This is a genomic window from Paenibacillus sp. MZ03-122A (genome assembly GCF_024213325.1).
In the GTDB taxonomy this organism is placed as follows: Bacteria; Bacillota; Bacilli; order Paenibacillales; family Paenibacillaceae; genus Paenibacillus; species Paenibacillus polymyxa_B.
Map to the genome: position 1 here is coordinate 443,480 of NZ_JANAVI010000003.1, position 26,362 is coordinate 469,841.

Here is a 26,362-nt window from a genome sequence, read left to right on the forward strand (position 1 = left end):
AGGCAGGAATATAACCATGGGTGTGTGGAAACGAATTTCAAATCTATTTGCTAAGCCGGAGCCGCCAAAAGCAGAGAAAAGCATGCTTCACTTAAATCCAGGTGATATCTGTGAAGTGTCGCTTGTTACCTATGAAGTGGTAGGTCGTGTACATAATCGTGCCCGGAATGCCGTTGTTTTGACGCTTCAGGATGGTAATCAAGTCAGTTATCTTCATATTGAGGAACGGGAAACACTGCAATTCGGACTATATCAGGCCATCGACGGCAGACTTGACAACCCCGAGGAAGTGCCGACCATTTTAGAGCTGGATGATACAACGTATCATTTGGAGGAGCAGTATTCTGGGCATGTTACCGTCATGGGCCGTGCTCCTTTCCGACAGGGTGGAGAGCAGCATGTTTGGCAGTACCAGTCTGATGATTATCATCTGTTGCGGGTAGAGTGGCAGGACGGTCGCTTTATGCTTTATGAAGGAGAAGAAGTGATTACCGGAGACGTTAAGGTTATTCGGGCAAGCTAGGAGAGGGTTACACATGAGCAAACGCACCTGGCAGTATGCATTAAAGATCATGGTGGCGCTGAGCTTGTTCGTATCCGTGTTAAGCGGCTGCGGCGCGCCAAGTGTAAAAGATACGTATCCGCTGGAATCGGTTAGTGGCAGCGGAAACTCAACCTCGTATGTATACCGGGCAGCTGGCAAGACAGTTCCGGAAGTAGCGGAGGAATTGAAAGAACAGCGTACACCGGAACAAATGTCACCGCAAAGCAATGAGCGGATGTTTCTGGTATATAGCGATGAGTGGTACCATTTGCAGCAAGATCCAGCTAAGAAGGAAGATACACTCATTGAAATTGACAGTAAAAAGTATGTCGAACAAAATTACAGTTCAAGCTTTCTAAAAGGATACTTAACCGCAACTGTGCTGGATGCTCTGTTTGATTCGTTGCGTGGTTCAGGCTCCTATCGGGGCTACTCCAGCAGAGATGTATACCGACCTTCTCAGGGCCAATATCGTGCCCCTACGGTGCAGGAGAAAAAAGCGATCCCGCCGATTACGGTGGAGCGGAAAGGCTCGGTTACCCGTAGAGGAAAGAACTCGGATTCTAGCGTTGGGTCAAGCGGAAGTTTGTTCGACAGAGGGTCCAGCAGTTCACCGAGCAGAGGCTCGATTTCACGTGACCGGAGCGACAGCGGCGGTTCCAGCATATTTGATTCGCCGCGTAGATCTTATAGTAAGCCCAAAACACGTAGCGGTTCAGGTAAAATCAGCCGACGAAGTCGACGATGATGGGTATCGTCAATTTATTTGAAAACAAAAGATTCGCGGAACTGTGGTACTGATGCACAGTTCCTTTTTTATTTTTAGAGATGACGTTGGTGATCATCTAGCGGCACAGCCATCAAGTAGAAGTGGACAGATAAGGGAAAGCAGCCGCAACCTACACCTTTATAGATATAATAATGTAGAGATAATCAAAACTCTGTTTGATTGAAGGGATTGAAAATTAAATGGTACTATCTATTTCTTGGCCAGATCTTTCACAAAGACCATTTAATCTAATGGTGGAACGAAAAATGGAGTGTTCTCCGAATGTCCTGTATCAGGCGTGGACGAAGCAGTTTGACAGTTGGTTTGCAGCCCCAGGATCAGTATTAATGGAGGCTGAAGTGAACACGACCTTCTTTTTCGAAACGCATTTTGAGGGAAAGCGTCATCCACATTACGGAAGATTTCTAAGACTTGAGCAAAACAGACTTATCGAGCTGACTTGGGTTACTGGCGAAGGCGGCACCAAGGGAGCTGAAACAGTGGTCACCGTTGAGCTTAAACCTCGCGGTAATGGTACGCATCTTTACTTAACGCATGCAGGTTTTCCAGATGAGAATTCAAGGAACCAACATGAGCAGGCTTGGCCGCTTGTAATTGAGCTGCTCGACGAAAGGATGATGCCAGATAGATAATTCAGAAGGTTACAGGCTAAAATTGCAACAAGAGGGCGATTTTAAAATCGTTCTTTCCATATTTTTTGACGACAAAAATAAATATTTACCTTACATAAAAACAAATATTACCAGTTTACTAGATTATTTCATTGCCACATCTATTAGTAAAATATACAATTACAACAGGCGAAATAAGAGGATGGTGTATCTGTGTTATCTGCTTTTTTATATATATTACTTGGTGTATTCGATGCTTTGGCCGCTGTTATTTTGGTCTTAAAGCTTTATATGCTTCCCGTGAGGGAATATCGCACAAAAATATTATTCTATGCAATGGGCATAGCTTTGTTTTCCTTTCTAATGAGGGAAGTTATAGGCTTGCCTAAATTAGATTTGCCGCTTCAGTATTTGTTAATGGTTATCTTTTTTAGATTCGGTTTAGGGATCAAAACCCATCTAGCAGCTTTTTCTGCTGGTTCTGGTCTAACAGCCTACATTAACCTACAACTTTTTGTATTTCTGTTTGCAAATTTTTTCGGAGTAGCAGAACCAGGTGTTATTAATGATACTTCTGGCTCTTCTATTTACGTTATTCAGTTATCTTCTATTATTATTGCGTACTTTATTTCTTTTGTGATGGGAAAATATAACTTTGGATTCTCGTTTATAATTCAGCCTCCACATGATTTTTTAAGAGCTGAAAATTACTTATCGTCTCTAAATAAGCTGTTGATTCTAGGTGCTCTAATATCAGCTGCCACCATTTTTATTACTTTGTATATGCTCTATAGCTCAAATACCATAGGATTACTATCCATTTCATTGCTTACTTTCGGTTTGTCGTATTTCTTTTCAGAGAGAGGAGATTACGAGGGTGCTAGAAGCGCTATCAAGGTACATCGCAACGGAAATAAAAAAAGCTGATCCTGATGGCCCAACAAGTGTAGAAGTGATGGAGTATGCGCTTGGTATAAAAATTACCGAAGTATCGTCGATACTAATGGTTGCGGTTATCGCTTGGATGACCGGGCATTTTTGGGGGGCGTTATTAGCTCTAGTAACTATCATGTTTGTAAGAAAATTTTCAGGAGGGGCACACTTCAGTAATCTTACATTTTGTGTCTGTTTTACAACGGCAATATGTGTAACTATACCCTTCGTCTCTTTAAATTTATCAACAATTTCGATTATTAATGCTTGTTCAATATTAGTGTTTTTAGTTTATGCACCCAATCATTTTATTTATATTCATAAGACCAATAACCACAAATATTATAAAACTGTATGTGTTTTGGTATGCGCAGTGAATTTTTTTATACAGTCCCACATAATATGTTTAGCTTTAGCTATTCAAGCATTCAGCATTCTTCCTTTATGGAAAGGAGGTGAACGAAAATGGATAAAAGATTGGCGAGAGCTTTAAATATAAGACTGGGAAAATACGCTAACGAATCTACCAAAAATGAAAAAACAGTATTTGGTGCTAAACCGATACCGGCTGAGCTTAAGAAAAAAGAAAAGAACTGATGAAGTACCGCGTTTTCAATTTGGGGCATTGCTTTTATACGATCGGGCTAACCGCACAGACTTGCAAGGAAGCTTTTCAGCTATCACGACTTGGTTTTGTGAGATCGAGTCTAACGCATTTGGAGGTACGATTCGAAGAATCTGACTTCACTTGCTCTATGTCTCATAATAAGCTTAAAGCACTTAAAAAGTTATAGAAATGACCCGTAGAATTCACGGGTTATTTTTATTGCCATACATACTTAGACACCCCCCGATTTGCCAGATAACGGTTTTAGCGTTATAACAGAAAGAGGGCATTTTAGAAGAACGGAGTGAGATTATGAATCATATATCATTAAACGCAGAAAAATTCCAGCGTAAAGCATTTCAGGTGGAAGAGGCGCAAAGCAGGATAGCTAGCCATGTTAAACAGGGTGAAAGGGAAGACGTAGAGCTGGAGCAGGCGCATGGACGCTATTTGGCGGTGGATTTGACCGCACCACACCCGTATCCCCGTTTTCGTCGCTCAGGTATGGACGGTTATGCGATCCTTGGCTCGGACACCGAAGTCTGCTCGTCCGGTCAGGAAATCTGGTTACATGTGATTGATGAAATTCCATGTGGCACCGTATCGGACAAGCGGGTGGAGACTGGAATGGCTGCCCGTATCATGACAGGAGCGCAATTACCTGAAGGAGCGGACACAGTTGTCATGCTGGAAGCAACACAGCTGCGTGAGGAAAACGGACAGACATATGTCGGCTTGAAGAAGCGTATGGAGATTGGCAAAAATGTGACACAGATTGGTCATGAGATTCAGGAAGGTCAGCTTTTGCTTAGTAAGGGAACCTGCCTGGGAGCAGGGCACATCTCGGTACTGGCTACGTTTGGAGTACATCAGGTACCTGTTTACAGGAAGCCAAGGGTGGCCGTTTTTTCTACAGGATCGGAATTACTTGCAGTGGATGAGCCGTTACAACCAGGGAAAATTCGAAACAGTAATACATATATGCTGGCTTCTCAAATTAGAGAGGCAGGAGGCGAGCCGTTCATTTTACAAGCCATTCATGATGATTTGAGCCTTGCCCGTACCTCTGTACGTGAAGCCATAGCTGCCTATGATATCGTGGTCACGAGTGGAGGAGTATCGGTGGGGGATTTTGATATTATGGGTGACCTGGTACGACAGGAAGATGTGAATATGCTGTTCAACAAGGTTACGATGCGTCCAGGAAGTGTGACCACAGCCGCAGTGATTGACGGCAAGCTGTTATTTGCGCTTTCAGGCAACCCCGGTGCGTGCTTTGTAGGCTGTGAGCTGTTTGTACGGCCGACGATCCAAATGATGTTATCTTCGGCACATCCATATTTACAAACCTGGACGGCGAAGTTAGGCGCAGATTATACGAAGGTAAACAACTATACACGCTTTGTACGCAGCTCTCTGGAGATACGTGGTGGGCAAGTATACGCGATTCCTGCGCGAGTAGATGAATCCAGTGTCATGGTGACCATTAAGGACAGCGACTGTCTGATCGTAATTCCTCCTACAACAGAAGGATTACGCGAAGGTGAAGAGGTGCGAGTACTGGTATTACAAGGTGGACAGGTAACGTGAATACGAAACATCCATTTGTATGTCAAATCGTCGGATTCAAAAATACGGGGAAAACGACCTTTCTCGGAGGGTTGATTCGTTATGTGCAGAAGTCAGGTCTACGCGTAGCAGTGATCAAGCATGATGGACATGAATTTGAAATGGATCATGAGGGTACAGATACGTACAAGCACCGACAGGCGGGTGCTGAAGGCGTAGCTATTGTTTCGGCTGGAAGAACAGCCATTTTAGAGGAGCATAGTCAGCCTGTCACCAGTCTGATCCGGCATTTTCAGGCCTATGATTGTGTGTTGCTGGAAGGCTTCAAGCAGGAGGATTATCCAAAGCTGGTCATGGTGCGGGAACAATCGGATGCTCAGCTTACCGATAAGCTGACAAATGTGCAGGGGATAGCGGTTTGGGAGCATCAAATGGATTGGGCTCAAGGTCACTACTCAGATGAAATGATACAGATATTTCCTGCCGAGGCCAACGGACCCGCAGGCCGCTGGCTACTCGAACAGATTCAAAAGCAGATAGAAGGAATGAGGAATAAGCAGGGGTGAGACATCAATCGGCTGAGTCGGTTAGAGTCTCTACCCGCCGTTCGATCGCCTGGGACATGGTTTTGTCAGTCAGGTGGGCATACACTTCTGTTGTTTCTGTCGAAGCGTGCCCCAGTTGTTCCTTTGTTTTGTAAATATCATTTTGTAAATAATAATCAGTAGCAAAGGAATGACGAAGCTTATGCACGGTAAGGTAAGGCTTGCCGAAACGCTTGGCGTACTTGATGATCATTGCCTGAATCGCTCTTTTGGTCATCCGTTTGCCTTCTGTACTGCCGTTAGGACGTGCGACAAAGAGAGCTTTTTCTTTTTTTGGGGCGCGGTAACGGGTATGTCTCAGGGACAAATAAAGTATGAGATCATCTTTGGATTGCTCGCGGAAATACACCGGCGTTTTAAAGGTTTCGTCGTTATTGCCTTTGCGGTACACATATAATAATTTATTGTTTATGTCTAAATCATCTAGATTCAGATTGACGATTTCAGATACGCGCAGGCCTGAGTTCAAAATGAGGCTGGCGATGCAGGCATCCCGTTCCTTATTTAGTTCATAGGAGTATAACGCCTGCTTGTTATCGGCCAAATCCTGACCATAGCCTTCATAAATATAACCGATGAATTCAAGCAGTTCTTCCTCTTCCAGTATTTTACCTTTAAGCTTGGCCGCCGTATCCTTGGGTTTATGTATGCGCTTGATTTCGACCTTGGCCATAATGTTGCGTTTGAGCAATGGATAAAAATTTTCATCCTCAGCGATCTGACTCAAATAATGAAAAAGCGAACGCAGGGACGACAGCTTACGTGAAATGGTAATACGGGAGTTGGAGCCTTCGCGCTTCGTAGACAGGAATAATCGAAAGCCTGTAATACTGTCCATATGAAGTGTCTCCAATTCTTCCAGTGTAACTTGGGCATTTGTTTCTCCAGTAGACAAGCCTTCCGAGCGAAGCCATGAAAAGAAAGCTTCGTAATCCCGCACATATTCTAGTAACGTGGAAGGGGACAGGTCGGGCAGCTTGTAATCCATAAATTGTTGCACGTACCATGGTAATCCCGGCATTTTTTCATCTAGTTTGCGCCGGTCGATGATCTTTTGTATATTCATTGGGTTCCACCTCGTCCGGTCATAATATATATGTATTTTAGCATATTTTGAACAGCACTGGATGGGATGTAATTCGAAGTTAAAGAACAGATTGAACCGCCAAGAGAGGTGAATGTATGGGGTATAATATCAAATCGGAACTGAAGCTGTCTATTAAGAGTGTACCGGAGTCGCAAAAGGACATTATTGTACAGCTCATGCAATTTTATTTATACGATTTTACAGCCTATCTTCGAATTGATGTCACTGAGAAGGGGACATTCCCGGCTTATCCAGACTTGTATCAATATTGGACGAGCGGTGAACAGAAGCTGCCTTTTCTAATTTGGAGACAGGATAGTCCTGTAGGCTTTGCACTCGTTGACCGAATGTCCAGCAATCGAGAAGCTGACTACTACATGGCTGAGTTCTTTGTACTTCGTCCTTATCGGCATAATGGGGTTGGGACTTGGGCGGCTCATGAGCTGTTTGGACGTTTTAACGGACGTTGGAAGGTGACCCAAATGAGCACCAATAGGCCGGCACAATCTTTTTGGCGAAAGGTGATTGGAAGTTATACGAAAGGCGAGTACAAGGAACAGACACATCCGGTAAGAGGGAATATAAGTCAGTTTTTCAATACCTGAAAAATTCGAAATAGAAAATCAGTAATGAAAAAGAGTCGGGGAGAGTATCCTGTCGGCTCTTTTTTGTTGTCAATTCATGTCTTCTAAGAGACCAGTTGGACCCGAAAAGAAATGCAAATTAGCAACAAAAAGCCTATTCTTAAATGCTATAGAAGGAGGGAGTCCGTTTGTCATCATTGCTGTAGATTGAACATTTATACGGTCGAATTTCACACTAAAGGTTTACTGCAAGCACTCGACAACGTATCACTAACGATCAGGACGGGAGAAATGGTCTGCCCCAACGGTGAATCCGGCAGCGGAAAAACGATTACCCCCAAGTCGATTATGCGGCTAATGTATTATGAAAACGGACGAATTGCCCAAGGACAAATACTGTTGCAGTACATAGATTTGACCGTTTTGTCGCAGCAGGAATTAAGCTCACTTCGCGGCAAAAAGATGGCGATGGTATTTCAGGAGCCGATGTCGGCGTTTGATCTGGTGATGTGGTCCTGATCTGCTATGGTTCGCGATTTCCGTATGAGTTTTTGGGAGGACGCGCCAACGAATCGGGATAGCCCGTGCCATTGCTCTGTATAGTGGTTATGTACTTGGGGGAACTTGTAGAATTGCTCCAAGTGACGAGTTGTTTCAGGCATCCTGCCTATCCGTATACCCGAGGGCTTGTTGCCTCGATACCTAATCCAAATCCGAAAAACCGCCGGGAGCTAATTACGATACAAGGTGAGATTCCTTCGCCTGCGAAGCCTCCATCCGGCTGTCGTTTTCATACCCGCTGTCCACTAGCGACCTCGCGTTGCCGTGAGGAAGAAGTGCCAGGACTGACAGCGATTAGCACAGGACATTATGCCGCTTGTCATTACCCGTCCTAGGTTCAAGACACCCCTTTGATCTACTATCAGCATGATTAAAGAACTACATTCTACAGGCCGTTCATGGTAAGATAAGGATAGAAGCATATAAATTCAATAGGAAAAGAGGGTATTATGCTAGAAAAATGGGTTCAGGAATTAAAAGATGGTGAACAAGAGCTGATTGCATGGAGAAGACATCTACATCAGCATCCCGAGCTTTCTTTTGAAGAAACGAATACGTCTGCATTTATCGCCGATCAATTGCGCTCTTTTGGCATTGAGGTAAGAACGAATGTGGGTGGAAACGGTGTGCTCGGGTTTTTAGAAGGCGGTCAGCCAGGTAGAACGATTGCATTTCGTGCTGATTTTGATGCGCTTCCCATTCAGGATGAAAAGGATGTGCCTTATAAATCGACCGTTCCGGGTGTTATGCATGCCTGCGGACATGATGGTCACACGGCTGCGTTACTTGGAGTGGCACGCGTATTGAGCCATAACCGTGAGGCGTTGAAGGGAAAGCTTGTGTTTATTTTTCAACATGCAGAAGAACAACCGCCTGGTGGAGCCAAGTTTATGATTGAGGATGGCTGTCTGGATGGGGTAGAGGCGGTATACGGTATTCACCTCGCCTCTGAAATTCCACTTGGTAAAATTGGATTAAAGAGTGGGCCTGCGATGGCGGCTGTCGACGCGTTTACGATCCAGATCAACGGTAAAGGCGGGCATGGTGCACGACCGCATCAGACGGTGGACTCTATTGTTATCGGTAGTCAAATTGTGAACGGGTTGCAGCAGGTGGTTAGTCGCAGGGTGGACCCTATTGAATCAGCAGTGTTAACGATTGGGGTATTTCAAGCTGGAACTGCCTTTAATGTGATTGCAGATAAGGCCAAAATTGAAGGGACTGTACGTACGTTCAATAAGGAAGTGCGTAAGGAAGTCGAGAATGAAATTCGCAGTATCGTCAAGGGGTTGACTGAGGCTTATCATGCCGGATACGAAATTGACTATTTGAATGGCTATCCTTCTTTGGTGAATGCCGAAGCCGAAACGGAACGTGTACGCGAGCTCATTGGCAGACTGTATGGAGCAGACGCTTTTTTGAATTTGAAGCCGGTCATGGGAGCAGAGGATTTTGCTTATTATTTGGAGCAGCGACCGGGAGCATTCATTCATGTGGGTGCACGCAATGAGGATGAACGAACGCATTTTGCTCATCACCATCCTCACTTTGATTTTGATGAGCGAGCATTGCTCGTCTCAGGACATATTTTTTTAGCTCTGGCGCTTGAATACTTGCAATAATATGCATATGTTTATGACTGACGACAGTATTAACGGAAGCAATGTAAGCTGGAACCGCGCATAGCGCGGTTTTTTGTTGAATCAAAGTATTTTGACATCCATAAAGAATGAAAATTAAGTAATTAATTCATTATATGAAAAATTCATAATAGAATTAAATAAAAGGTGTTAACTCTGAAGGAAGTCCAAACCTCATATTATAAGCTGAGGAGCACGAGATAATATTGCATTATCTTGATTTTTCGCACAAGGAAATGAGAAAAAGATGACGAATCTATTGAGCAAGACACCGATGTAAGCGCTAACAAAACGAGTATCGCACCGTATATATTGGTTGAATGGAGGTGAGCCTGAGAAAACATTTGTCAGATTTGTGAGAAGCAACGATAACGATAGGAACGTATTCAGAATCGGCTGATTACTTTGATCTCAGAATGACTCGCATATTCAAATGATAATGAAGAAGGAGGTTGAATTCATTGACTAAGGCAAAAAACAGGTTGAGAATTGCTTGTTTGGCGCTTGTGGTAGCGGGTGCTTCCTGGACAGGAATGATAGCACCGGCTCATGCTGCTCCAAGTGACGATTACAGTTGGAAAAGTGTCGTAACAGGTGGAGGTGGTGGTTTTGTACCTGGCATTATTTTTAATGAAACGGAAAAAGACCTAATCTATGCCCGTACAGATATTGGAGGAGCTTACCGCTGGAATGCTGCCAATGAGAGCTGGGTTCCGCTGACGGATTCTGTGGGCTGGGAGGATTGGAACAAAAATGGAGTCGATGCACTGGCGACTGATCCTATTGATCCGAATCGCGTATATATAGCTACAGGCACGTATACTAATTCATGGGATAAAGAAAACGGGCAGATTATGCGTTCCACCGACAGGGGCAATACGTGGCAGACAACCAAGCTTCCTTTTAAGGTGGGGGGCAATATGCCGGGGCGTTCAATGGGTGAACGTCTGACGATTGATCCAAATAAGAATAATATTTTGTTCTTTGGAGCTCGAAGTGGTAATGGACTATGGAAAAGCTCTGACTTCGGAGCAACTTGGAGCAAGGTGAGCAGTTTCCCGAATCCAGGGACGTATGTACAGGACCCTTCCAATGAATATACCAGCGACATTGTCGGTTTGGCCTGGATTACCTTTGACAAAAAAACAGGCTCTTCCAGTAAAGCAACGCAGACGATCTATGTAGGTGTTGCAGATAAAAAGCAAAGTGTCTATCGCAGTACAGATGGCGGAACAACCTGGTCTGCTATAGCGGGACAGCCTACGGGCTATTTGCCACATCACGGTGTGTTATCAGCGGACGGCAACTTGTATATTTCTTATAGCGATGGAGCTGGTCCATATGACGGAACAAAGGGTGAACTGTGGAAATTGAATACAGCAAGCGGGCAGTGGACTAACATTAGCCCTATTGGTAGCAGCAGCGCGGACAATCATTTTGGATATGGTGGACTGACGGTGGATGCCCAGAAGCCAGGTACACTTATGGTTGCTACCTTGAATGCCTGGTGGCCGGATGAAACGATTTACCGCAGCACGGATAGTGGGGCAACCTGGAGTCCTATTTGGGAATTCGATGGTTATCCGTCTCGCAAGCTGAAATACAATCTGGATATAAGCGGTGCGCCTTGGCTGACTTTCAATGCCAACCCTGCTCCACCGGAAGCATCGCCCAAGCTGGGCTGGATGATCGGAGATCTGGAGATAGATCCGTTTAATTCAGACCATATGCTGTATGGCACCGGAGCTACGATTTATGGCTCTAAAAACCTGACCAATTGGGATAAAGGAGGAAAGCTAGATATTTCGGTAGCCGCTAAAGGGGTAGAGGAAACAGCGATTTTGGATTTGGTGAGCCCTCCAGTTGGCGCGCCTTTGGTGAGCGCAGTAGGTGATGTCTCTGGTTTCAAGCATGACGATCTGTTCAAGGCTCCAGCTAAAATGCTGGATAATCCGACCTTTACAAGCAGCGAAAGCATCGATTATGCCGAGTTGAATCCTTCTTTTATGGCCCGGGTAGGTAAAGCGGATTATAAAAAAGATCCAAATGCCAAATCCATCGGTTTTTCCAATGATGGCGGAGCCAACTGGTATAAGGCAAATAGCGAGCCTTCCGGTACAACAGGAGGAGGGAGCATCGCCGTAGCGGCAGATGGGAATGGCTTGCTGTGGAGTACATCGGACAAAGGTGTGTTCTACTCCAAAACTGGCGGCAACGCATGGACAGCAAGCACAGGGATTCCAGCGAATGCAAAGATCGTCTCTGATCGAGTGAACCCTAATAAATATTACGCATTTGCCTCCGGGAAAATATATGTGAGCACCAATGGAGGCGTATCCTTTACGCCATCAGCGGTAACTGGCTTACCGACAGCAGGCAATGCTGATATTGACGCTGTACGAGGAGCAGAAGGAGATGTATGGTTCGCCGGAGGCTCCGAGGATGGAGGGCCATATGGCTTATGGCATTCCAAGGATTCTGGCGCTACGTTCACCAAGCTCTCTAATGTGCAGGAAGCGGATTTTGTAGGCTTTGGTAAGGCAGCGCCGAACCGTACGAATGCAGCGGTATTTATCGTTGGTAAAATTGATGGTACACGTGGATTTTACCGTTCGGACGATGCTGGCGCAAACTGGGCGCGCATTAATGATGACAAGCATCAATATGCTCGAGTGACCAAAATTATTGGGGACCCTCGGGTTTACGGACGTGCTTATCTGGGAACGAATGGCCGCGGCATTCTGGTGGCAGATCGTGTGGGTGGTGATCAGCCATCTACCGGGCAAGCAAGTATTACACCAACGACTGCAACCTATGGAGTAGATAACAGCAATACCGATATTACTGTCAAGCTTACACTTAACGGTAATACGCTAGAAGCGATCAAGCAGGGAAGCGTGGTGCTGAACAAGAGTGAAGATTATACGGTTAGTGAAGAAACGGTCGTTCTTACTAACAAGTATTTATCGAAACTTCCTAAAGGAGAGACCACGCTCAACTTCCATTTTAGTACAGGCACTGATGCGTTGTTCACGATTACGGTGAAAGGAGATACGCCAAGTGAGCCGGGAACAGGCGAGGGCGTTCTGAAGGTGCAAGCCTTCAATGGGAATGTATCCGCCACAAGCAATACAATCAGTTCCAAATTTAAAATAACCAATACGGGAACCTCATCAATTTCCCTAGCAGACGTGACATTGCGTTATTATTACACCATTAACGGGGAGAAAGCACAAAATTTCTTCACAGATTGGTCGAGCGTCGGTACAGGGAATGTGATTGCTAGCTTCAAAACATTATCCAATGCGAAGCCAGGGGCAGATTCTTATGTAGAAATCGGCTTTAACTCGGCTGCGGGTTCTTTAGAGCCCGGTCAAAGTGTGGAGTTGCAAACCCGGATATCAAAAGAGGACTGGAGCAGTTACACACAAACCGATGATTATTCATTTAATCCCACAGCAAACAGTTTACAAGATTCTTCTAAAATAACCGCTTACCTGTCTGGAAGCAAGCAATGGGGAATTGAGCCCTAACCTTAATAAGGATAATCCTAAGTCAGCCACTCTAATGAGTGAGCTGGCTTTATTTTTGATGACCTTGTTGTCCTGCATTCTTTTTTTGGGGAAAATGCAACGACAAGTTGAAAACAGTAACTAATAGAGATTCAAATTAAATTATATAATTATTTCACTATATGAAAAATTCATAATAGAAAAAAACTATTTCTCGCATACAATCTCCACAAAACAAACACACCACTTTAAGTAGAAAAAGAAACACTGACGGGAACATATGTTCTTTTATCTCGAAAAAGGAAACGCTCCTGTCCTTAGACAAAAAGCGTCTCTAATCCATTTTTTATATTGATCATACACCTCAAACAAGATGCCGGGATGCTGAAATTAATAGGGTCATCGTAATGACATTCACAATCGTGGAAAGTAATACTGTTTGTGCGGCAAAATCGGGTTCGTTTTTATATTCTTCCGCCAAAATACTGGTATTAACGCCGGTAGGCATACCCGATGCAATGAGCAAGGCTTGAGCGGGAATTCCCTTAAGACCCAGCAGCAAGACGAGCATAAAACCGACCATTGGACCAACAATCAGGCGTAGTACCATACTGATGTACACGGCAGTCCGGCGCAAACGAAAGGGATATTGCACAATTTGTGCTCCCAAAGTAAGCAGAGCCACGGCAACCATCGACTGACTAATATAATTCAAAGGTTCAGCTAGTAAATTAGGAAATGGACTATGCAGCAGATTTAGGAGCAAACCTAGCGCAAGCGCATAGGGAACAGGCATTTTTAAAAAATTAATTAATATTTTTCGAGTATTGGCCTTGCCGTTTTGCACAACAAAAGTGCCGTATGTAAATGTGACAAAGCTTTGAAAGGTCATAATCAGAGCTTGAACGGAAATGGCCAAAGGGTCACCTTTGAACACCAACTGATTGATTGGCAGACCATAATTTCCTGAATTATCTAGCATTACACTATTTGTAAAAGCTCCACGCATTCCGGGACTGTATTTCAGAGATCTGGCGACGGTAGTGCTGATTACGTACAGAATAGCTATGTACAAGGCATAAAAAAGTGAAACCTCACCCATGAGCATTAAAGAAATTTCCGAGTTATAAAGACCCGTAAACACAACTGCGGGGGTGATATAGTAAAAATTGATTTTAGCTAAGGTATACAAATCCAGTCGAAAATAATATTGCATGATACAACCAAAACCGATAAGTACAAAAATAGGTAAAACAACGTCCAAAAGAATGGTGCCGAACATGTCTGTTTCATCTTCTTTCTATTATGCGAATGTAAAGGCTGATACTTAAAAATGCATGTGTAATTCTCATTATACTGTGTAAATAGGTTAGGCGTATAATAAAATTTTATAGTGGTTTTGGCAATCTGGACTGCGGCTATATTGGTGTCCCACACATTAGTTAAAGAAAAGATAAAAAATCAGCTTAGAGAAGCCGTTAATACATCTAGGGACATTTGAGCCCGGTCTTTACTATAAGGAGGAATCGCATCATGAGAAACACTTGGACAGCTTTATTAGCGTGTATACTGGTCTTGGGATTGGCAGCAGGAACCGCTGAGGCCAAGCAGGGACGCGGAAATGATCATGAGAACAAACAGGAAGCAAAGACGTCTGTTAAAGACGGGAATGAAAAGAGTGGGGAAGAGCTAATCAATCCCCATGACTCAGACAATGATCAGTCCAAAAAACAAAAGGACAAAGCATCCGGTAAAAAGGATGAAAACAGTAAAAAAGAAAAACTCGCAGAAATCAGAAAAACCGAACCTGTTGCAGTAACGGATGATACGTACGAAGAGTCCAAAGACCATAATGGTCACAAGGGACGCAACGGTTACAAGGGTCTGCTTCACGCGGTAGAAAATACGAAGGATAAGCCGGCAGGAGCGGTTATTGCGAATCTGCTGCTTACGAAATACCCGGACCGTTTGACTCCAGAGCAGGTTGCTGAACTTGAATTGATCCGGAATTCTGGTAAAGCACTGACTGAGGCAGCTGAGCTACTGGCTGAAAACGGAAATGTGACAGATGCCGTTTACATGCAGGAGGAGGCGGTACTGGCTAATGTGTCCGACCTGGACAGCTACAAAAAGCTCGGTGAATTCTCGAAGAAGGCTGGACGGCCGTCGGGTATGAAGCTGTTCGTGAATGGTGAAGAATACGATGCCAAACCGATTAACCGCAATGGGACCACACTTGTTCCGTTTAGAACAGCTTCCGAAGCTTTGGATGCAAAGGTTTCCTGGGATCCGAAAGAAAAGGCTGTTACAGTCACCCGTAACGGCGTGTCCGTCAAATTATTTGTTAACAGTCCGAAAGCATATATTAACGGTCAGCCATATTCTATCGAGCAGCCAGCATCCATAGTGGATGGGACGACAATGGTACCTGTAAGGGTAATCGGAGAGGCCTTGGGGACAAATGTTAAATGGGAGCCTGAAAGCCAGTCCGTTGTTGTATACGAGCAGCCAACAACAACTACTACATCAACATCATAACGTGTTGTAAACAAACAAAATTTTGAAAGCAAAAAGGGCCCCTGACTAAATGTCATGCCTTTTTATTTTACCTTGCAATTAATGATTTCGTATTCATGATACTACCAAGCTATTCGCATTATGTGCTGGTCATGTGTACAATTAAATAGAGAACACTGAGAAAAGGGAGTGTTATAGATGGATTTAGGATTAACGGGAAAAACAGCCTTTGTTGCAGGTTCCAGTAAAGGACTCGGCAAAGCAAGCGCACGGGAGCTGGCACGCGAGGGTGCGAATGTCGTCATTTCAGGACGGAACGAAGCAGAGCTTCAGCGGACGCAGGCGGAATTACTGGAAACAGCGAGTGGCCGCGTTGAATATGTAGTTTGCGATGTAACAAAACCAGAACATATCTCCCAGGCCATCCGCCGTACAGCTGATTTGTTTGGCACCGTTGATATTTTGGTTAACAATGCGGGTGGGCCTCCTGCCGGTACCTTTGATGATTTTACAGATGAAGTGTGGATGCAGGCCTTTGAACAAAATTTACTTAGTCATATCCGGTTGATCCGTGAGGTGTTACCTTATATGAAAAAACAACAAAACGGTAGGATTTTAAATATTGCTTCTTCCTCAGTTAAACAGCCAATTCCGGGGTTAATCATTTCAAATACGCTACGTACTGGAGTCGCTGGATTGGCGAAAACATTGTCTCTGGAATTAGCTCCTCATAATATTCTGGTACATACTGTAGCACCAGGGAGAATTGCAACCGATCGCGTGCGTAGCTTGGACGAGCATCGAGCTGAGAAAACTCAGCAAACCACGGATCAGGTTCGTAAACAAGCAGAAGAGGGCATTCCATTGGGGCGGTATGGAGAGCCTGAAGAGTTCGGTAAAGTTGTTGCTTTTCTGGCGTCTTCAGCTTCATCCTATTTGACAGGGAGCACCATCCTTGTGGATGGCGGAATGATTAAATCGTTATAAAATAAAGATGCGTGCCAGCTCAGGTTTAATTGGGTGCTGGCACGCTTTTTTAAAATTTATTTAGGGAATAGATAATCTTCATTCACGTCCTGGAAGCTCACAACCCTTATCGGTACATATACCACCTGCATCTTGTTTGGACGAGCTGCCGCTTATCATGGTGAAAGGTGAACGTTCATCCCATGCTTTTTGAAGCGCATCATGGAATACTTCCTCCGGCTGGGCACCAGAAACAGCAAATTTTCGATCAAATACAAAGAATGGCACACCCTGAACACCCAACTCAGCGCCTTCGGCTTCATCAGCTCTAACTTCGTCGGTAAAGCGGTCACTGGCTAATATAGCAGCCGCTTCCTTTTGATCCAAACCAACCTCAGTAGCCAGCGCTACCAGCACTTCATGATCCCCTGTATGCTTGCCTTCGATGAATACAGCCTGGAATAAACGCTCGCTCAGCTCCAGCATTTTGCCTTGTGTTTGAGCCCAAAATGTTAAGCGGTGAGCATCAAGAGAGTTCGTCGGCACCATGGCATGAATATTATAATCAAGACCCGCAGAGCGTGCGTTTTCGTTCATTCGATCATTCATAGCCTGAGCCTCTTGCAGACTGACCCCATATTTAGCGGATAGTTCTTCATTGATCGTTTTACCGCTATCTCTCACAGCATCCGGGTTCAATTCGAAACTCTTGAATGTCAATTGCACCTCATTGCGATGTGGAAATTGCTGTAATACTTGCTCCAAACGGCGTTTGCCAATATAACAGAATGGGCACATATAATCAGACCATACTTCAATATTCATCAGGAAAAAGCCTCCATGTATACGTATTTTATTGAGTAACCGGGAGTAGTGCTCCCCACTTTAGAATGTGCATAAAGGTGGAACTTCATTAGTTACAACAAGAATTATAAAGCTAAAGCATTCAACGTGCAAATAATTAATGCTTGTCAAAAAATTAATGCTATGATATTTTATATGTGTAACCGGTTACACATTGGAGTTGAACCTACACTATGACAACAATTAAAGAAGTCGCCAGCTTTGCAGGTGTTTCCGTAGCGACCGTATCCAGAGTTATTAATGAAACTGGATATGTACATGAGGATACACGGCGAAAGGTAGAGGCTGCTGTGAGGCAGTTAAATTACAAGCCCAATGAAGTTGCACGTTCTTTGTATAAAAAGAAATCCAGATTAATCGGCCTGCTGCTGCCGGATATTACGAACCCTTACTTTCCCTTGTTAGCTCGTGGGGTGGAGGATCGAATGCAGGAAAATGATTTTCGGATTATTTTCGGTAATAGTGATGAAGATCGCCAAAAAGAATTAGATTACATGGATACTTTTGTTCAAAATAATGTCGTTGGTGTTATTTCTTCTACCAATGATCCCGATGCCGACTGTTACGCTAAACTGAAGATCCCGGTCGTTTTTCTCGATCGAACTTCCAGTGACAGCCTCTCCGTATTTGCGGATGGAGCCCATGGCGGTTGCTTGGCTGCTCAAGAAATGGTTGCCCGCGGCAGCAAACAAATTACAGTCATGCAGGGCCCTGCACATATTCGTCCAGCACAAGACCGTTTTCGCGGGGCGGTTGAAGAGCTTCAGCAATCCGGAATTGCTTACCATGTGGTCGAGACAACTTCCTTTTCATTCAAGGAGGCCGAGTCGTGGGCCAAAGAGCTGTTTAGCAAGTACCCGGATACGGACGGAGTTATCGCAAGTAACGATATCGTGGCTACAGCGGTGATGCATGAGGCACATAGATTAGGAAAGAAAATCCCAGATGATGTTCAAATTATCGGGTTTGATGATATACCATTAAGCAGTTTGTTATTCCCGCCTTTGTCAACGATCCGACAGCCTGCTTATGAAATGGGCTGGGAAGCAGCAGGACTACTCATTCAGTTGATTGAGCAGTCGCAAGTAACGAAGTCAAGCGTACCTAATCTTCATTCGAAAGTACTTACGTATTCAAGCATACAATTGCCCGTCAAATTTATAGAACGGGAAACGACAAGAAAGGTGGATTATGATGGCTAAAATTTCGATTATCGGAAGCAGTTCTATGGATCTCGTAGTTACTTCGTCCAAACGTCCCGGTGCTGGTGAAACGGTATTGGGTGAAAGCTTTACAACCGTACCTGGAGGTAAAGGAGCCAATCAGGCAGTAGCCGCAGCACGACTCGGAGCAGACGTTACGATGATTGGACGTGTAGGGGATGACCATTTTGGAGAACAGATTTTAAGAAATTTTGAAGAAAATTATGTTCATACTGGCTATGTGAAACCGGTTACACATATGGAAAGCGGTACAGCGCATATTGTACTAGCTGAAGGTGATAACAGTATTGTCGTGGTAAAAGCAGCAAATAATGAAGTGACACCCGCCTATGTGGAAGAAGCGCTTGACGTCATCCGAAGTTCGGGTATTGTGCTAATTCAACAGGAAATACCGTCGGAAACGGTTGTTTATGTAAGCGAAATTTGTGCGAAGTACCAGATACCCTTGTTGCTGAATCCAGCCCCGGCTCGTGAAGTGGAAGAAAGCGTAATTGCGAATGCGACCTACATTACGCCAAACGAGCATGAAGCTGCCATTATGTTTAAGGATATGAGCCTGCAAGAAGCGTTGCGTAAATATCCCAACAAGCTGTTTGTGACTGAGGGCAGCAACGGTGTACGATTTTTCGACGGAGAACAGGAAGTCGTGGTTCCTACTTATAAAGTAGAGGCCGTTGATACAACAGGTGCAGGAGATACGTTTAACGCTGCTTTTGCAGTGGCACTGGCCGAAGGAAAATCGCTGGCCGACAGTGTGAAATTTGCTAATCGTGCTGCGTCATTGTCCGTAACCAAATTTGGAGCCCAAGGTGGAATGCCAACCCGTCATGAAGTGGAGGAGCAAATATAATATGAAGAAACATGGAATCCTAAACAGTCATATATCCAAAATACTGGCGGATCTCGGCCACACAGACTATATTGTCGTGGCTGATGCCGGCTTACCTATTCCTGAAGGCGTTACCAAAATTGATTTGGCCCTTAAACTGGGTGTTCCATCCTTTCAGGACGTTGTTGATGTCATTGCAGCAGATATGGTGATCGAAAAAGTAACGCTGGCCGAAGAAATCAAACAAGAAAATGAACAAGCATTACAGTATATTATGCGCACCTTTGCAGGGGAGCAATTAGAACATCCACAGATTAATACGCAAGCTGCTGTCATTGAGTTTTGCTCTCATGAACAATTCAAGGAGCTGACCCGTTATGCGAAGGCGGTCATTCGTACAGGAGAGGCTAAGCCATTTGCCAATTGTATTTTACAGGCAGGAGTTCATTTTGGATAAATCAATGTTGAATAAAAAGGAGGGTACAGTATGCAGATTCAAATGAAAGGAATTCACAAAGCTTTTGGAACCAATCAGGTACTGAGTGGTGTTGACTTTGATCTTCGTGAAGGAGAAGTACATGCCCTCATGGGTGAAAATGGTGCAGGAAAATCAACGCTGATGAATATTTTAATCGGACTGCATCGGCGAGATGAGGGAACGATCATCATTGACGGCCAGGAAACCTATTTTGCCGACCCCAAAGAAGCGGAGCAAAAAGGAATTGCTTTTATTCACCAGGAACTGAATGTGTGGCCGGAGATGACCGTGCTGGAAAATCTGTTTATCGGCAAGGAAATGACATCCAAGTGGGGCTTACTAGACAGCTCTAAAATGAAAGCGTTAGCAAATGAGCAATTCAGCAAGCTTTCGGTAAACCTTCCATTGAACGGTGAAGCAGGCGAGTGTTCAGTGGGTCAACAGCAGATGATTGAAATAGCCAAAGCACTCATGACGGATGCTAAAGTTATCGTGATGGATGAGCCGACAGCCGCCTTAACCGAACGGGAAATTCAGAAGCTGTTCGAGGTTATTACTTCTTTGAAAAAAGATGGTGTTTCGATCGTGTATATTTCACATCGGATGGAGGAGATATTCGCGATCTGTGATCGGATTACCATCATGCGTGACGGAAAAACGGTGGATACTCAGGCGATTCCCGATACGAATTTTGATGAAGTTGTACGGAAAATGGTAGGTAGAGAGCTGACTGAACGCTATCCGGTAAGAACGCCCGCTTTGGGAGAAGTGGTGCTGGAGGTCAAAAATGCCACGCATAAAGGCTTGTTTGAAAATGTGAATTTTACTGTGCGGTCTGGTGAAATTGTAGGTTTTTCAGGCTTGATGGGCTCGGGACGAACCGAGATCATGCGGGCGTTATTTGGACTGGATGCTTTGGATCGTGGTGAGATCCATGTACGTGGAAAAAAGGTGACTATTCGCAAGCCGGATGACGCGGTGAAACTAGGGATTGGCTTCATTACAGAAGACCGAAAAGATGAGGGCTTGGTTCTGGATTTTTCCATTCGGGAAAATATGGTGCTGCCAAATCTCTTCAGCTTTACCTCAAAAGGATTTATTTCAGGTAAAAAAGAGTTGGATTTTGTTAACACTTTAATTAAACGCTTACAAATTAAAACCCAATCGGGTGAAACAACGGTTCGCAGTTTGTCAGGTGGTAATCAGCAAAAGGTGGTTATTGCCAAATGGGTAGGTATTGGTCCAAATGTACTCATTCTTGACGAACCGACGAGAGGTGTGGATGTGGGAGCCAAGCGGGAAATCTACCAGTTGATGAACGAGCTGACCGAACGTGGAGTCGCGATTATCATGGTATCCTCGGAACTCCCTGAGGTACTCGGCATGAGCGATCGTATTGTCGTGGTGCACGAGGGAAAGATCAGCGGAGAGCTGAGCAGGGAAGAAGCCACACAAGAAAATATTATGACGCTAGCTACAGGAGGACAGTAATATGACAACTATGAATGAATCAAAAAGCAGCAAAGGCTTTCAAATGTCACAAATCACACAGAAGCTTGGCCCGTTGTTGGGACTCATTATTTTGGTGATTATCGTATCGGTCTTAAATCCCAGCTTTTTGGAACCGCTTAATATTTTGAATTTATTGCGCCAGGTATCCATTAATGCGTTGATTGCGTTCGGTATGACCTTCGTTATTCTCACAGGCGGAATAGATTTGTCAGTCGGCTCCATATTAGCACTATCCAGTGCGTTTGTCGCAAATATGATGCTGGCTGGGTTCGATCCTATTTTGGCGATTATCATCGGCTGTGCATTGGGTGGCGTGATGGGGATGGTCAACGGCTTGATGATTACGAAGGGTAAAATGGCTCCATTCATCGCTACACTAGCAACCATGACCATTTTCAGAGGATTGACACTCGTTTATACCAATGGTAACCCTATTACAGGACTCGGGGACAGTCTGGTATTTCAATTGTTCGGTCGTGGCTATCAGTTCGGTATTCCGGTTCCAGCGATTACGATGCTCATTACCTTTGCTGTCCTATGGATCATTTTGCATAAAACACCATTCGGACGTAAAACGTATGCCATTGGTGGTAACGAGAAGGCTTCGATTGTATCTGGTATTAAAGTACCGCGTGTAAAAATTTGGATTTACTCTCTGGCTGGAATGCTCTCCGCATTGGCGGGAGCTATCTTGACTTCACGTTTGAACTCGGCGCAACCGACAGCAGGTACTTCTTATGAGTTGGACGCCATTGCGGCTGTCGTATTAGGTGGAACAAGTCTCTCGGGAGGACGCGGACGAATCGTAGGTACGTTAATTGGTGTGCTTATCATCGGTACACTAAACAATGGCTTGAACTTGCTGGGGGTTAACTCTTTTTATCAAATGGTAGTAAAAGGGATAGTCATCGCTATTGCTGTATTGATTGACCGTAAAAAATCCGCATAATACACCTAATCTGCGTAGAAGGAGACACATAAATATGAAAAAGCTTACATTAATCATGACTGCATTGCTGCTCCTGCTCATGACAGGGTGTTCCTTGGAACCGCCCGAATGGGCGAAACCTAAAGCGGCCGCGAACCTGAAGGACATCAAAATCGGCTTGTCGATCTCAACACTGAATAATCCATTCTTCGTATCTCTCAAAGACGGAGTTGTGGCAGAGGCCAAAAAACAAGGAATGCAGGTCATTGTTGTGGATGCACAAAATGATTCGGCGAAACAAAGTAATGACGTGGATGATCTGATTCAACAGGGAGTAAACGCGTTACTTATTAATCCGACAGATTCGTCGGCCATCTCCACTGTGGTACAATCAGCGAATGCATTGAACATCCCGGTTATTACACTGGATCGTTCTGCTGACAAAGGCGATGTAAAAGCACTCGTCGCTTCAGACAACGTAGAGGGAGGACGAATGGCTGCCAGATATGTGATTGATCAAGTTGGAAAAGGTGCCAAGGTGATTGAGCTGGAAGGTGTTCCAGGAGCATCCGCTACCCGTGAACGCGGAAAAGGATTTCATGAAGTAGCAGATAAGGATCTGAAAGTCATTGCCAAACAATCGGCCGATTTTGATCGGACCAAAGGTTTGAACGTGATGGAAAATCTGCTGCAAGGCAACCCGGACGTTCAGGCAGTATTTGCCCACAATGATGAAATGGCTTTGGGTGCGATCGAAGCAATCCAAAGCTCAGGTAAGAACATTCCAGTCATCGGTTTTGACGGTAACGAGGATGCGCTTAAATCAATTAAGGAAGGGAAACTGACAGCCACCGTAGCTCAGCAACCCGAGCTTATTGGTCAATTGGCGGTACAGGCAGCCAAGGATGTACTTCAAGGTAAAACCGTGAAAACATCAATTCCCGCTAAGCTGGAGTTAGTGGATCAATCGAAATAAAAAGGGCGCTTGACCCAACATATTAAGCTATTCGGACTGATGCTGTAATGCGCATCAGTTCTTTTTTTTGGCTATTCTACGATGACGATACATACACATAAATGGAAGTTTTTTATTTTTGTATTGTAAGAAGAGACGGTAAAAGATAGAATAACAATTATATGATAATGAGAATCACTATCATATAATGAATTGTATATATCTAAGGAGGACGTATATTGTGCAACAAAGGTACAGATTAAAATGGGAATCCACGCTTTGTCTTGTGGTTCTTTTGATGGTTGTATTGAGTGCATGTGGAAACGCAGCTAGCAACAACCAGACAAACGACAAGACCAGTACTAATGATCCTTCCGGGCAATCCAAGACGGTTGTCATGCGCGAATATACTGATGCCACTGGCAATAAGATCAGTATCCCTGCCAATCCACAGCGAGTTGTCACAACACAATATTTGGATGCTATGCTGGCCTTGGGAGTTAAGCCTGCAGGTGCTGCTTCCCATTTGTTGGAAGGCAACTATTTAAAAGGTAAGATTGACGGAGTTGCGGATATTGGGAACCCGACAAATGTAGAAAAGGTGCTGGAGTTACAACCGGACCTGATCATCACAACAGAATATACCACGCCCGAAGTGAAGGAGCAGCTAGAGAAAATTGCTCCAACCGTAGTCGTTTCGTTTGGAGAAGGCGATGTATTTGAGCAACTGCGGAGTGTCGCAGCCGTGCTGGGTAAGGACAAGGAAGCCAAGCAGTGGATCGCTAGTTTCAACAAAAAGGCTGAGGAAGGTCGAAAGAAGTTGGTTGGAAAATTCAAAAAAGATGAAACGGTTACGATTTATATGGCCTACGATAAGAATGTGTTAAGGGTATACGGAGCGCGGAATGTAGGACATGTTATTTACCGTTCACTGGAATTGAATCCTCCTGAGTACATACGCCAGAAGCTGGCGAAGGACCCGAGATTTAATTATGTCTATGATGTTATTTCAATGGAAAAGTTACCTGAACTATCAGGAGACCGAATTATTATGCTGGTTTATGATGAAGCGAGCAAGGACGGAATGCTTAAGCAAATTGAGCAAAGTGCATTGTGGAGAAATCTCCCGGCTGTCAAAAACCACAAAGTGTATTTCATTAAAGCCGATCCGTGGTTTACCTACTCACCGCTAGCCGTTGACCAATCACTCGATGAGGCTGTTAAAATGTTTTCCGTTGATCCGAAGTGATCAGTTCAATTGAAATAAGAAAGGAGAAGTCATAACCATGCTTAGACGATTTTTTGAATACTATCGTCCTTACCGGACTTTGTTCATCATTGATTTCTCTTGTGCCTTGCTGGCTGCACTGCTGGAGTTGGCTTTTCCGCTTGCAGTCAACCGGGTGGTCGATGATTTGCTGCCCAGCGGGAACTGGAAATGGATTTTATATGCCTGTCTGGCTCTACTCGGTATTTATGTCATAAGTGCTGCACTGAATTACGTGGTCACCTATTGGGGACACAAGCTGGGCATTAACATCGAATCGGACATGCGTAAAAAGCTGTTTGATCGGGTACAAAAGCAATCGTTTCGGTTTTTTGACAATAACAAAACAGGGCATCTCGTTTCACGTATGACCAACGATCTGATGGATATTGGGGAAATTGCCCACCACGGACCCGAAGATTTGTTCATCGCGTTGATGACACTGGGGGGAGCCTTTGGTATCATGCTCGGTATTAACTGGAAGCTGGCTGTACTGACTTTCATCATTGTACCCCTCATGATTTACTTGTCTCTTTATTTCAGCCGTAAAATGTCTGCTGCTTTCCATCGTATGTTTTCTGATATTGCGGATTATAACGCTCGTATTGAAAATAATGTAAGCGGGATTCGCGTTGTTCAAGCGTTCTCCAACGAAGCACATGAAATGGAACGGTTTGCTGAAAATAATGGTCGTTTCCGTAAAACGAAGCTGATCGCGTACCGGATTATGGCCTGGAATTCCTCGATTAGTTTTATACTAATGAAGCTGGTTTCATTGTTTGTGCTAGTATGTGGAACATGGTTTGTCATTGAAGGACAGATGACCTACGGGGAATTTATCGCATTTGTGATGCTGTCTAATGTATTCTTGGGGCCGATTAAACAAATTAATTCTGTCATCGAAACGTATCCGAAAGGGATTGCTGGCTTCCGACGGTACCTGGATTTGCTGGAAAGTGAATCGGATGTAGAAGATCTGCCTGGGGCCAAGGCGGTTAGCCATCTTAATGGAGATATTCAATTTGCAGGTGTAACGTTTGGTTACGAAAACAAAGATAAGGTATTACGCAAAGTGGACCTATCTATCCATGCGGGTGAAACCGTAGCACTTGTGGGTCCTTCAGGAGCAGGTAAAACGACACTTTGCAGTTTGTTGCCTCGCTTCTACGATGTCGAGGAAGGTATCATTACTATTGATGGAATGGATATCCGTGAAATGAAGCTGGAATCGCTGCGATCCATGATTGGTATCGTACAGCAGGATGTATTCCTCTTTGATGGAACGATTCGTGAAAATATTGCTTACGGTAAGCTGGATGCTTCGGAAGAAGAAATCTGGGATGCTGCTCGTCGAGCTCAGATTGAAGACCTTGTTCGCTCATATCCGGATGGTCTGGATACAATGATCGGTGAGCGAGGTGTGAAGCTCTCTGGTGGTCAAAAGCAACGTTTGTCTATTGCACGGATGTTCCTTAAAAATCCGCCAATTCTCATTTTAGATGAAGCAACATCAGCATTGGATACAGAGACAGAAGCCGCGATTCAGCAAGCGCTGACAGAGCTATCCCAAGGCCGTACGACACTCGTTATCGCGCATCGTCTGGCAACGATCAAAAATGCTGACCGGATTATCGTAGTTGCAGATCAAGGGATTGCCGAGCAAGGCAGACATGAAGAGTTATTGGCAGTAAAAGGGGCATATAGCCGCCTGCACCAAGCTCAATATGGAACGTAAATAGGCCAATATGACACCGTAAATAGAGAGAGGAATGAACAGGTT

General features: G+C 44.5%; 26 protein-coding genes. 23 read left to right on the top strand and 3 right to left on the bottom strand.

The window, feature by feature from the left end; all coding sequences use genetic code 11:
* Nucleotides 1-16: 16 nt before the first annotated feature.
* The 8 genes from NLX74_RS09255 to mobB all read left to right on the top strand — a co-directional run bounded on the left by NLX74_RS09255 (nucleotide 17) and on the right by mobB (nucleotide 5,620).
* On the top strand, nucleotides 17-523 hold the full coding sequence (locus NLX74_RS09255; protein ID WP_007432513.1) for a DUF4178 domain-containing protein: 507 nt from the start codon (nucleotides 17-19) through the stop codon (nucleotides 521-523).
* 13 nt (nucleotides 524-536) lie between these two features.
* Nucleotides 537-1,292 carry a DUF4247 domain-containing protein gene (locus tag NLX74_RS09260; protein ID WP_069289667.1) on the top strand — a complete coding sequence of 252 codons (756 nt, stop codon included), beginning with the start codon at nucleotides 537-539 and terminating at the stop codon, nucleotides 1,290-1,292.
* A 221-nt stretch (nucleotides 1,293-1,513) separates the two neighbouring features.
* On the top strand, nucleotides 1,514-1,966 hold the full coding sequence (locus NLX74_RS09265) for an SRPBCC family protein (protein ID WP_254328512.1): 453 nt from the start codon (nucleotides 1,514-1,516) through the stop codon (nucleotides 1,964-1,966).
* A 192-nt stretch (nucleotides 1,967-2,158) separates the two neighbouring features.
* On the top strand, nucleotides 2,159-2,872 hold the full coding sequence (locus NLX74_RS09270) for a hypothetical protein (RefSeq protein ID WP_069289665.1): 714 nt from the start codon (nucleotides 2,159-2,161) through the stop codon (nucleotides 2,870-2,872).
* The gene (locus NLX74_RS09275) at nucleotides 2,823-3,371 is read left to right on the top strand and encodes an accessory gene regulator ArgB-like protein (RefSeq protein WP_172828245.1); all 549 of its coding nucleotides are present in this window, start codon (nucleotides 2,823-2,825) and stop codon (nucleotides 3,369-3,371) included. The genes NLX74_RS09270 and NLX74_RS09275 overlap by 50 nt, the downstream gene beginning before the upstream one ends.
* A complete protein-coding gene (locus tag NLX74_RS25630) occupies nucleotides 3,344-3,475 on the top strand; it encodes a hypothetical protein (RefSeq protein WP_257785361.1) in 132 nt (43 codons plus the stop codon). Before NLX74_RS09275 ends, NLX74_RS25630 begins: the two co-directional genes overlap by 28 nt.
* Before the next feature lie 322 nt (nucleotides 3,476-3,797).
* Complete coding sequence (locus NLX74_RS09280) at nucleotides 3,798-5,075, top strand: molybdopterin molybdotransferase MoeA (RefSeq protein WP_254328513.1); 1,278 nt, start codon at nucleotides 3,798-3,800, stop codon at nucleotides 5,073-5,075.
* Nucleotides 5,072-5,620 carry a molybdopterin-guanine dinucleotide biosynthesis protein B gene (gene mobB, locus NLX74_RS09285; RefSeq protein ID WP_254328514.1) on the top strand — a complete coding sequence of 183 codons (549 nt, stop codon included), beginning with the start codon at nucleotides 5,072-5,074 and terminating at the stop codon, nucleotides 5,618-5,620. Before NLX74_RS09280 ends, mobB begins: the two co-directional genes overlap by 4 nt.
* A gap of 4 nt (nucleotides 5,621-5,624) precedes the next feature.
* On the opposite strand, the gene xerS is transcribed toward mobB, so the two are convergent.
* Nucleotides 5,625-6,725 (bottom strand): tyrosine recombinase XerS, encoded by a 1,101-nt coding sequence (gene xerS, locus NLX74_RS09290; RefSeq protein ID WP_069289662.1) that lies wholly within the window; start codon nucleotides 6,723-6,725, stop codon nucleotides 5,625-5,627.
* 116 nt (nucleotides 6,726-6,841) lie between these two features.
* Between xerS and NLX74_RS09295 the strand changes: the two genes are divergently transcribed.
* From NLX74_RS09295 to NLX74_RS09315, 5 genes are all read left to right on the top strand, one after another.
* Nucleotides 6,842-7,351 carry a GNAT family N-acetyltransferase gene (locus NLX74_RS09295; protein WP_254328515.1) on the top strand — a complete coding sequence of 170 codons (510 nt, stop codon included), beginning with the start codon at nucleotides 6,842-6,844 and terminating at the stop codon, nucleotides 7,349-7,351.
* Between the two features lie 270 nt (nucleotides 7,352-7,621).
* The gene (locus NLX74_RS09300) at nucleotides 7,622-7,849 is read left to right on the top strand and encodes an ABC transporter ATP-binding protein (protein ID WP_254328516.1); all 228 of its coding nucleotides are present in this window, start codon (nucleotides 7,622-7,624) and stop codon (nucleotides 7,847-7,849) included.
* Between the two features lie 95 nt (nucleotides 7,850-7,944).
* Nucleotides 7,945-8,226 carry an oligopeptide/dipeptide ABC transporter ATP-binding protein gene (locus tag NLX74_RS09305; RefSeq protein WP_235309705.1) on the top strand — a complete coding sequence of 94 codons (282 nt, stop codon included), beginning with the start codon at nucleotides 7,945-7,947 and terminating at the stop codon, nucleotides 8,224-8,226.
* Nucleotides 8,227-8,340: 114 nt separating this feature from the next.
* The gene (locus NLX74_RS09310) at nucleotides 8,341-9,513 is read left to right on the top strand and encodes a M20 metallopeptidase family protein (protein ID WP_254328517.1); all 1,173 of its coding nucleotides are present in this window, start codon (nucleotides 8,341-8,343) and stop codon (nucleotides 9,511-9,513) included.
* Between the two features lie 479 nt (nucleotides 9,514-9,992).
* Nucleotides 9,993-13,064, top strand: coding sequence for a cellulose binding domain-containing protein (locus NLX74_RS09315; RefSeq protein WP_235309706.1), 3,072 nt, complete (start codon nucleotides 9,993-9,995; stop codon nucleotides 13,062-13,064).
* A gap of 343 nt (nucleotides 13,065-13,407) precedes the next feature.
* On the opposite strand, the gene NLX74_RS09320 is transcribed toward NLX74_RS09315, so the two are convergent.
* On the bottom strand, nucleotides 13,408-14,325 hold the full coding sequence (locus NLX74_RS09320) for an AEC family transporter (protein WP_254328518.1): 918 nt from the start codon (nucleotides 14,323-14,325) through the stop codon (nucleotides 13,408-13,410).
* 251 nt (nucleotides 14,326-14,576) lie between these two features.
* On the opposite strand from NLX74_RS09320, the gene NLX74_RS09325 reads away from it, so the two are divergent.
* Nucleotides 14,577-15,581 (top strand): copper amine oxidase N-terminal domain-containing protein, encoded by a 1,005-nt coding sequence (locus NLX74_RS09325; RefSeq protein ID WP_250261233.1) that lies wholly within the window; start codon nucleotides 14,577-14,579, stop codon nucleotides 15,579-15,581.
* Nucleotides 15,582-15,758: 177 nt separating this feature from the next.
* Nucleotides 15,759-16,547 (top strand): SDR family oxidoreductase, encoded by a 789-nt coding sequence (locus NLX74_RS09330; RefSeq protein WP_235309710.1) that lies wholly within the window; start codon nucleotides 15,759-15,761, stop codon nucleotides 16,545-16,547.
* 78 nt (nucleotides 16,548-16,625) lie between these two features.
* Here the strand turns inward: NLX74_RS09330 and NLX74_RS09335 are convergent, their stop codons facing one another.
* Nucleotides 16,626-17,351 (bottom strand): DsbA family oxidoreductase, encoded by a 726-nt coding sequence (locus NLX74_RS09335; RefSeq protein WP_254328519.1) that lies wholly within the window; start codon nucleotides 17,349-17,351, stop codon nucleotides 16,626-16,628.
* Nucleotides 17,352-17,563: 212 nt separating this feature from the next.
* Between NLX74_RS09335 and NLX74_RS09340 the strand changes: the two genes are divergently transcribed.
* The 8 genes from NLX74_RS09340 to NLX74_RS09375 all read left to right on the top strand — a co-directional run bounded on the left by NLX74_RS09340 (nucleotide 17,564) and on the right by NLX74_RS09375 (nucleotide 26,317).
* A complete protein-coding gene (locus NLX74_RS09340; protein ID WP_254328520.1) occupies nucleotides 17,564-18,592 on the top strand; it encodes a LacI family DNA-binding transcriptional regulator in 1,029 nt (342 codons plus the stop codon).
* A complete protein-coding gene (rbsK, locus tag NLX74_RS09345) occupies nucleotides 18,585-19,463 on the top strand; it encodes a ribokinase (protein WP_254328521.1) in 879 nt (292 codons plus the stop codon). Before NLX74_RS09340 ends, rbsK begins: the two co-directional genes overlap by 8 nt.
* Nucleotide 19,464: 1 nt before the next feature.
* Nucleotides 19,465-19,899, top strand: a complete 435-nt coding sequence (gene rbsD / locus NLX74_RS09350; RefSeq protein ID WP_254328522.1) for a D-ribose pyranase — start codon at nucleotides 19,465-19,467, stop codon at nucleotides 19,897-19,899.
* A 30-nt stretch (nucleotides 19,900-19,929) separates the two neighbouring features.
* Entirely contained in the window at nucleotides 19,930-21,411 is a 1,482-nt protein-coding gene (locus NLX74_RS09355; protein WP_029517485.1) for a sugar ABC transporter ATP-binding protein, read from the top strand.
* A gap of 1 nt (nucleotide 21,412) precedes the next feature.
* Complete coding sequence (locus NLX74_RS09360; protein WP_013310465.1) at nucleotides 21,413-22,381, top strand: ABC transporter permease subunit; 969 nt, start codon at nucleotides 21,413-21,415, stop codon at nucleotides 22,379-22,381.
* Between the two features lie 34 nt (nucleotides 22,382-22,415).
* The gene (gene rbsB, locus NLX74_RS09365; RefSeq protein WP_025720638.1) at nucleotides 22,416-23,336 is read left to right on the top strand and encodes a ribose ABC transporter substrate-binding protein RbsB; all 921 of its coding nucleotides are present in this window, start codon (nucleotides 22,416-22,418) and stop codon (nucleotides 23,334-23,336) included.
* Between the two features lie 220 nt (nucleotides 23,337-23,556).
* Nucleotides 23,557-24,564 carry an ABC transporter substrate-binding protein gene (locus NLX74_RS09370; protein ID WP_235309714.1) on the top strand — a complete coding sequence of 336 codons (1,008 nt, stop codon included), beginning with the start codon at nucleotides 23,557-23,559 and terminating at the stop codon, nucleotides 24,562-24,564.
* Between the two features lie 37 nt (nucleotides 24,565-24,601).
* Entirely contained in the window at nucleotides 24,602-26,317 is a 1,716-nt protein-coding gene (locus NLX74_RS09375; protein ID WP_254328523.1) for an ABC transporter ATP-binding protein, read from the top strand.
* The last annotated feature ends 45 nt before the right edge of the window (nucleotides 26,318-26,362 follow it).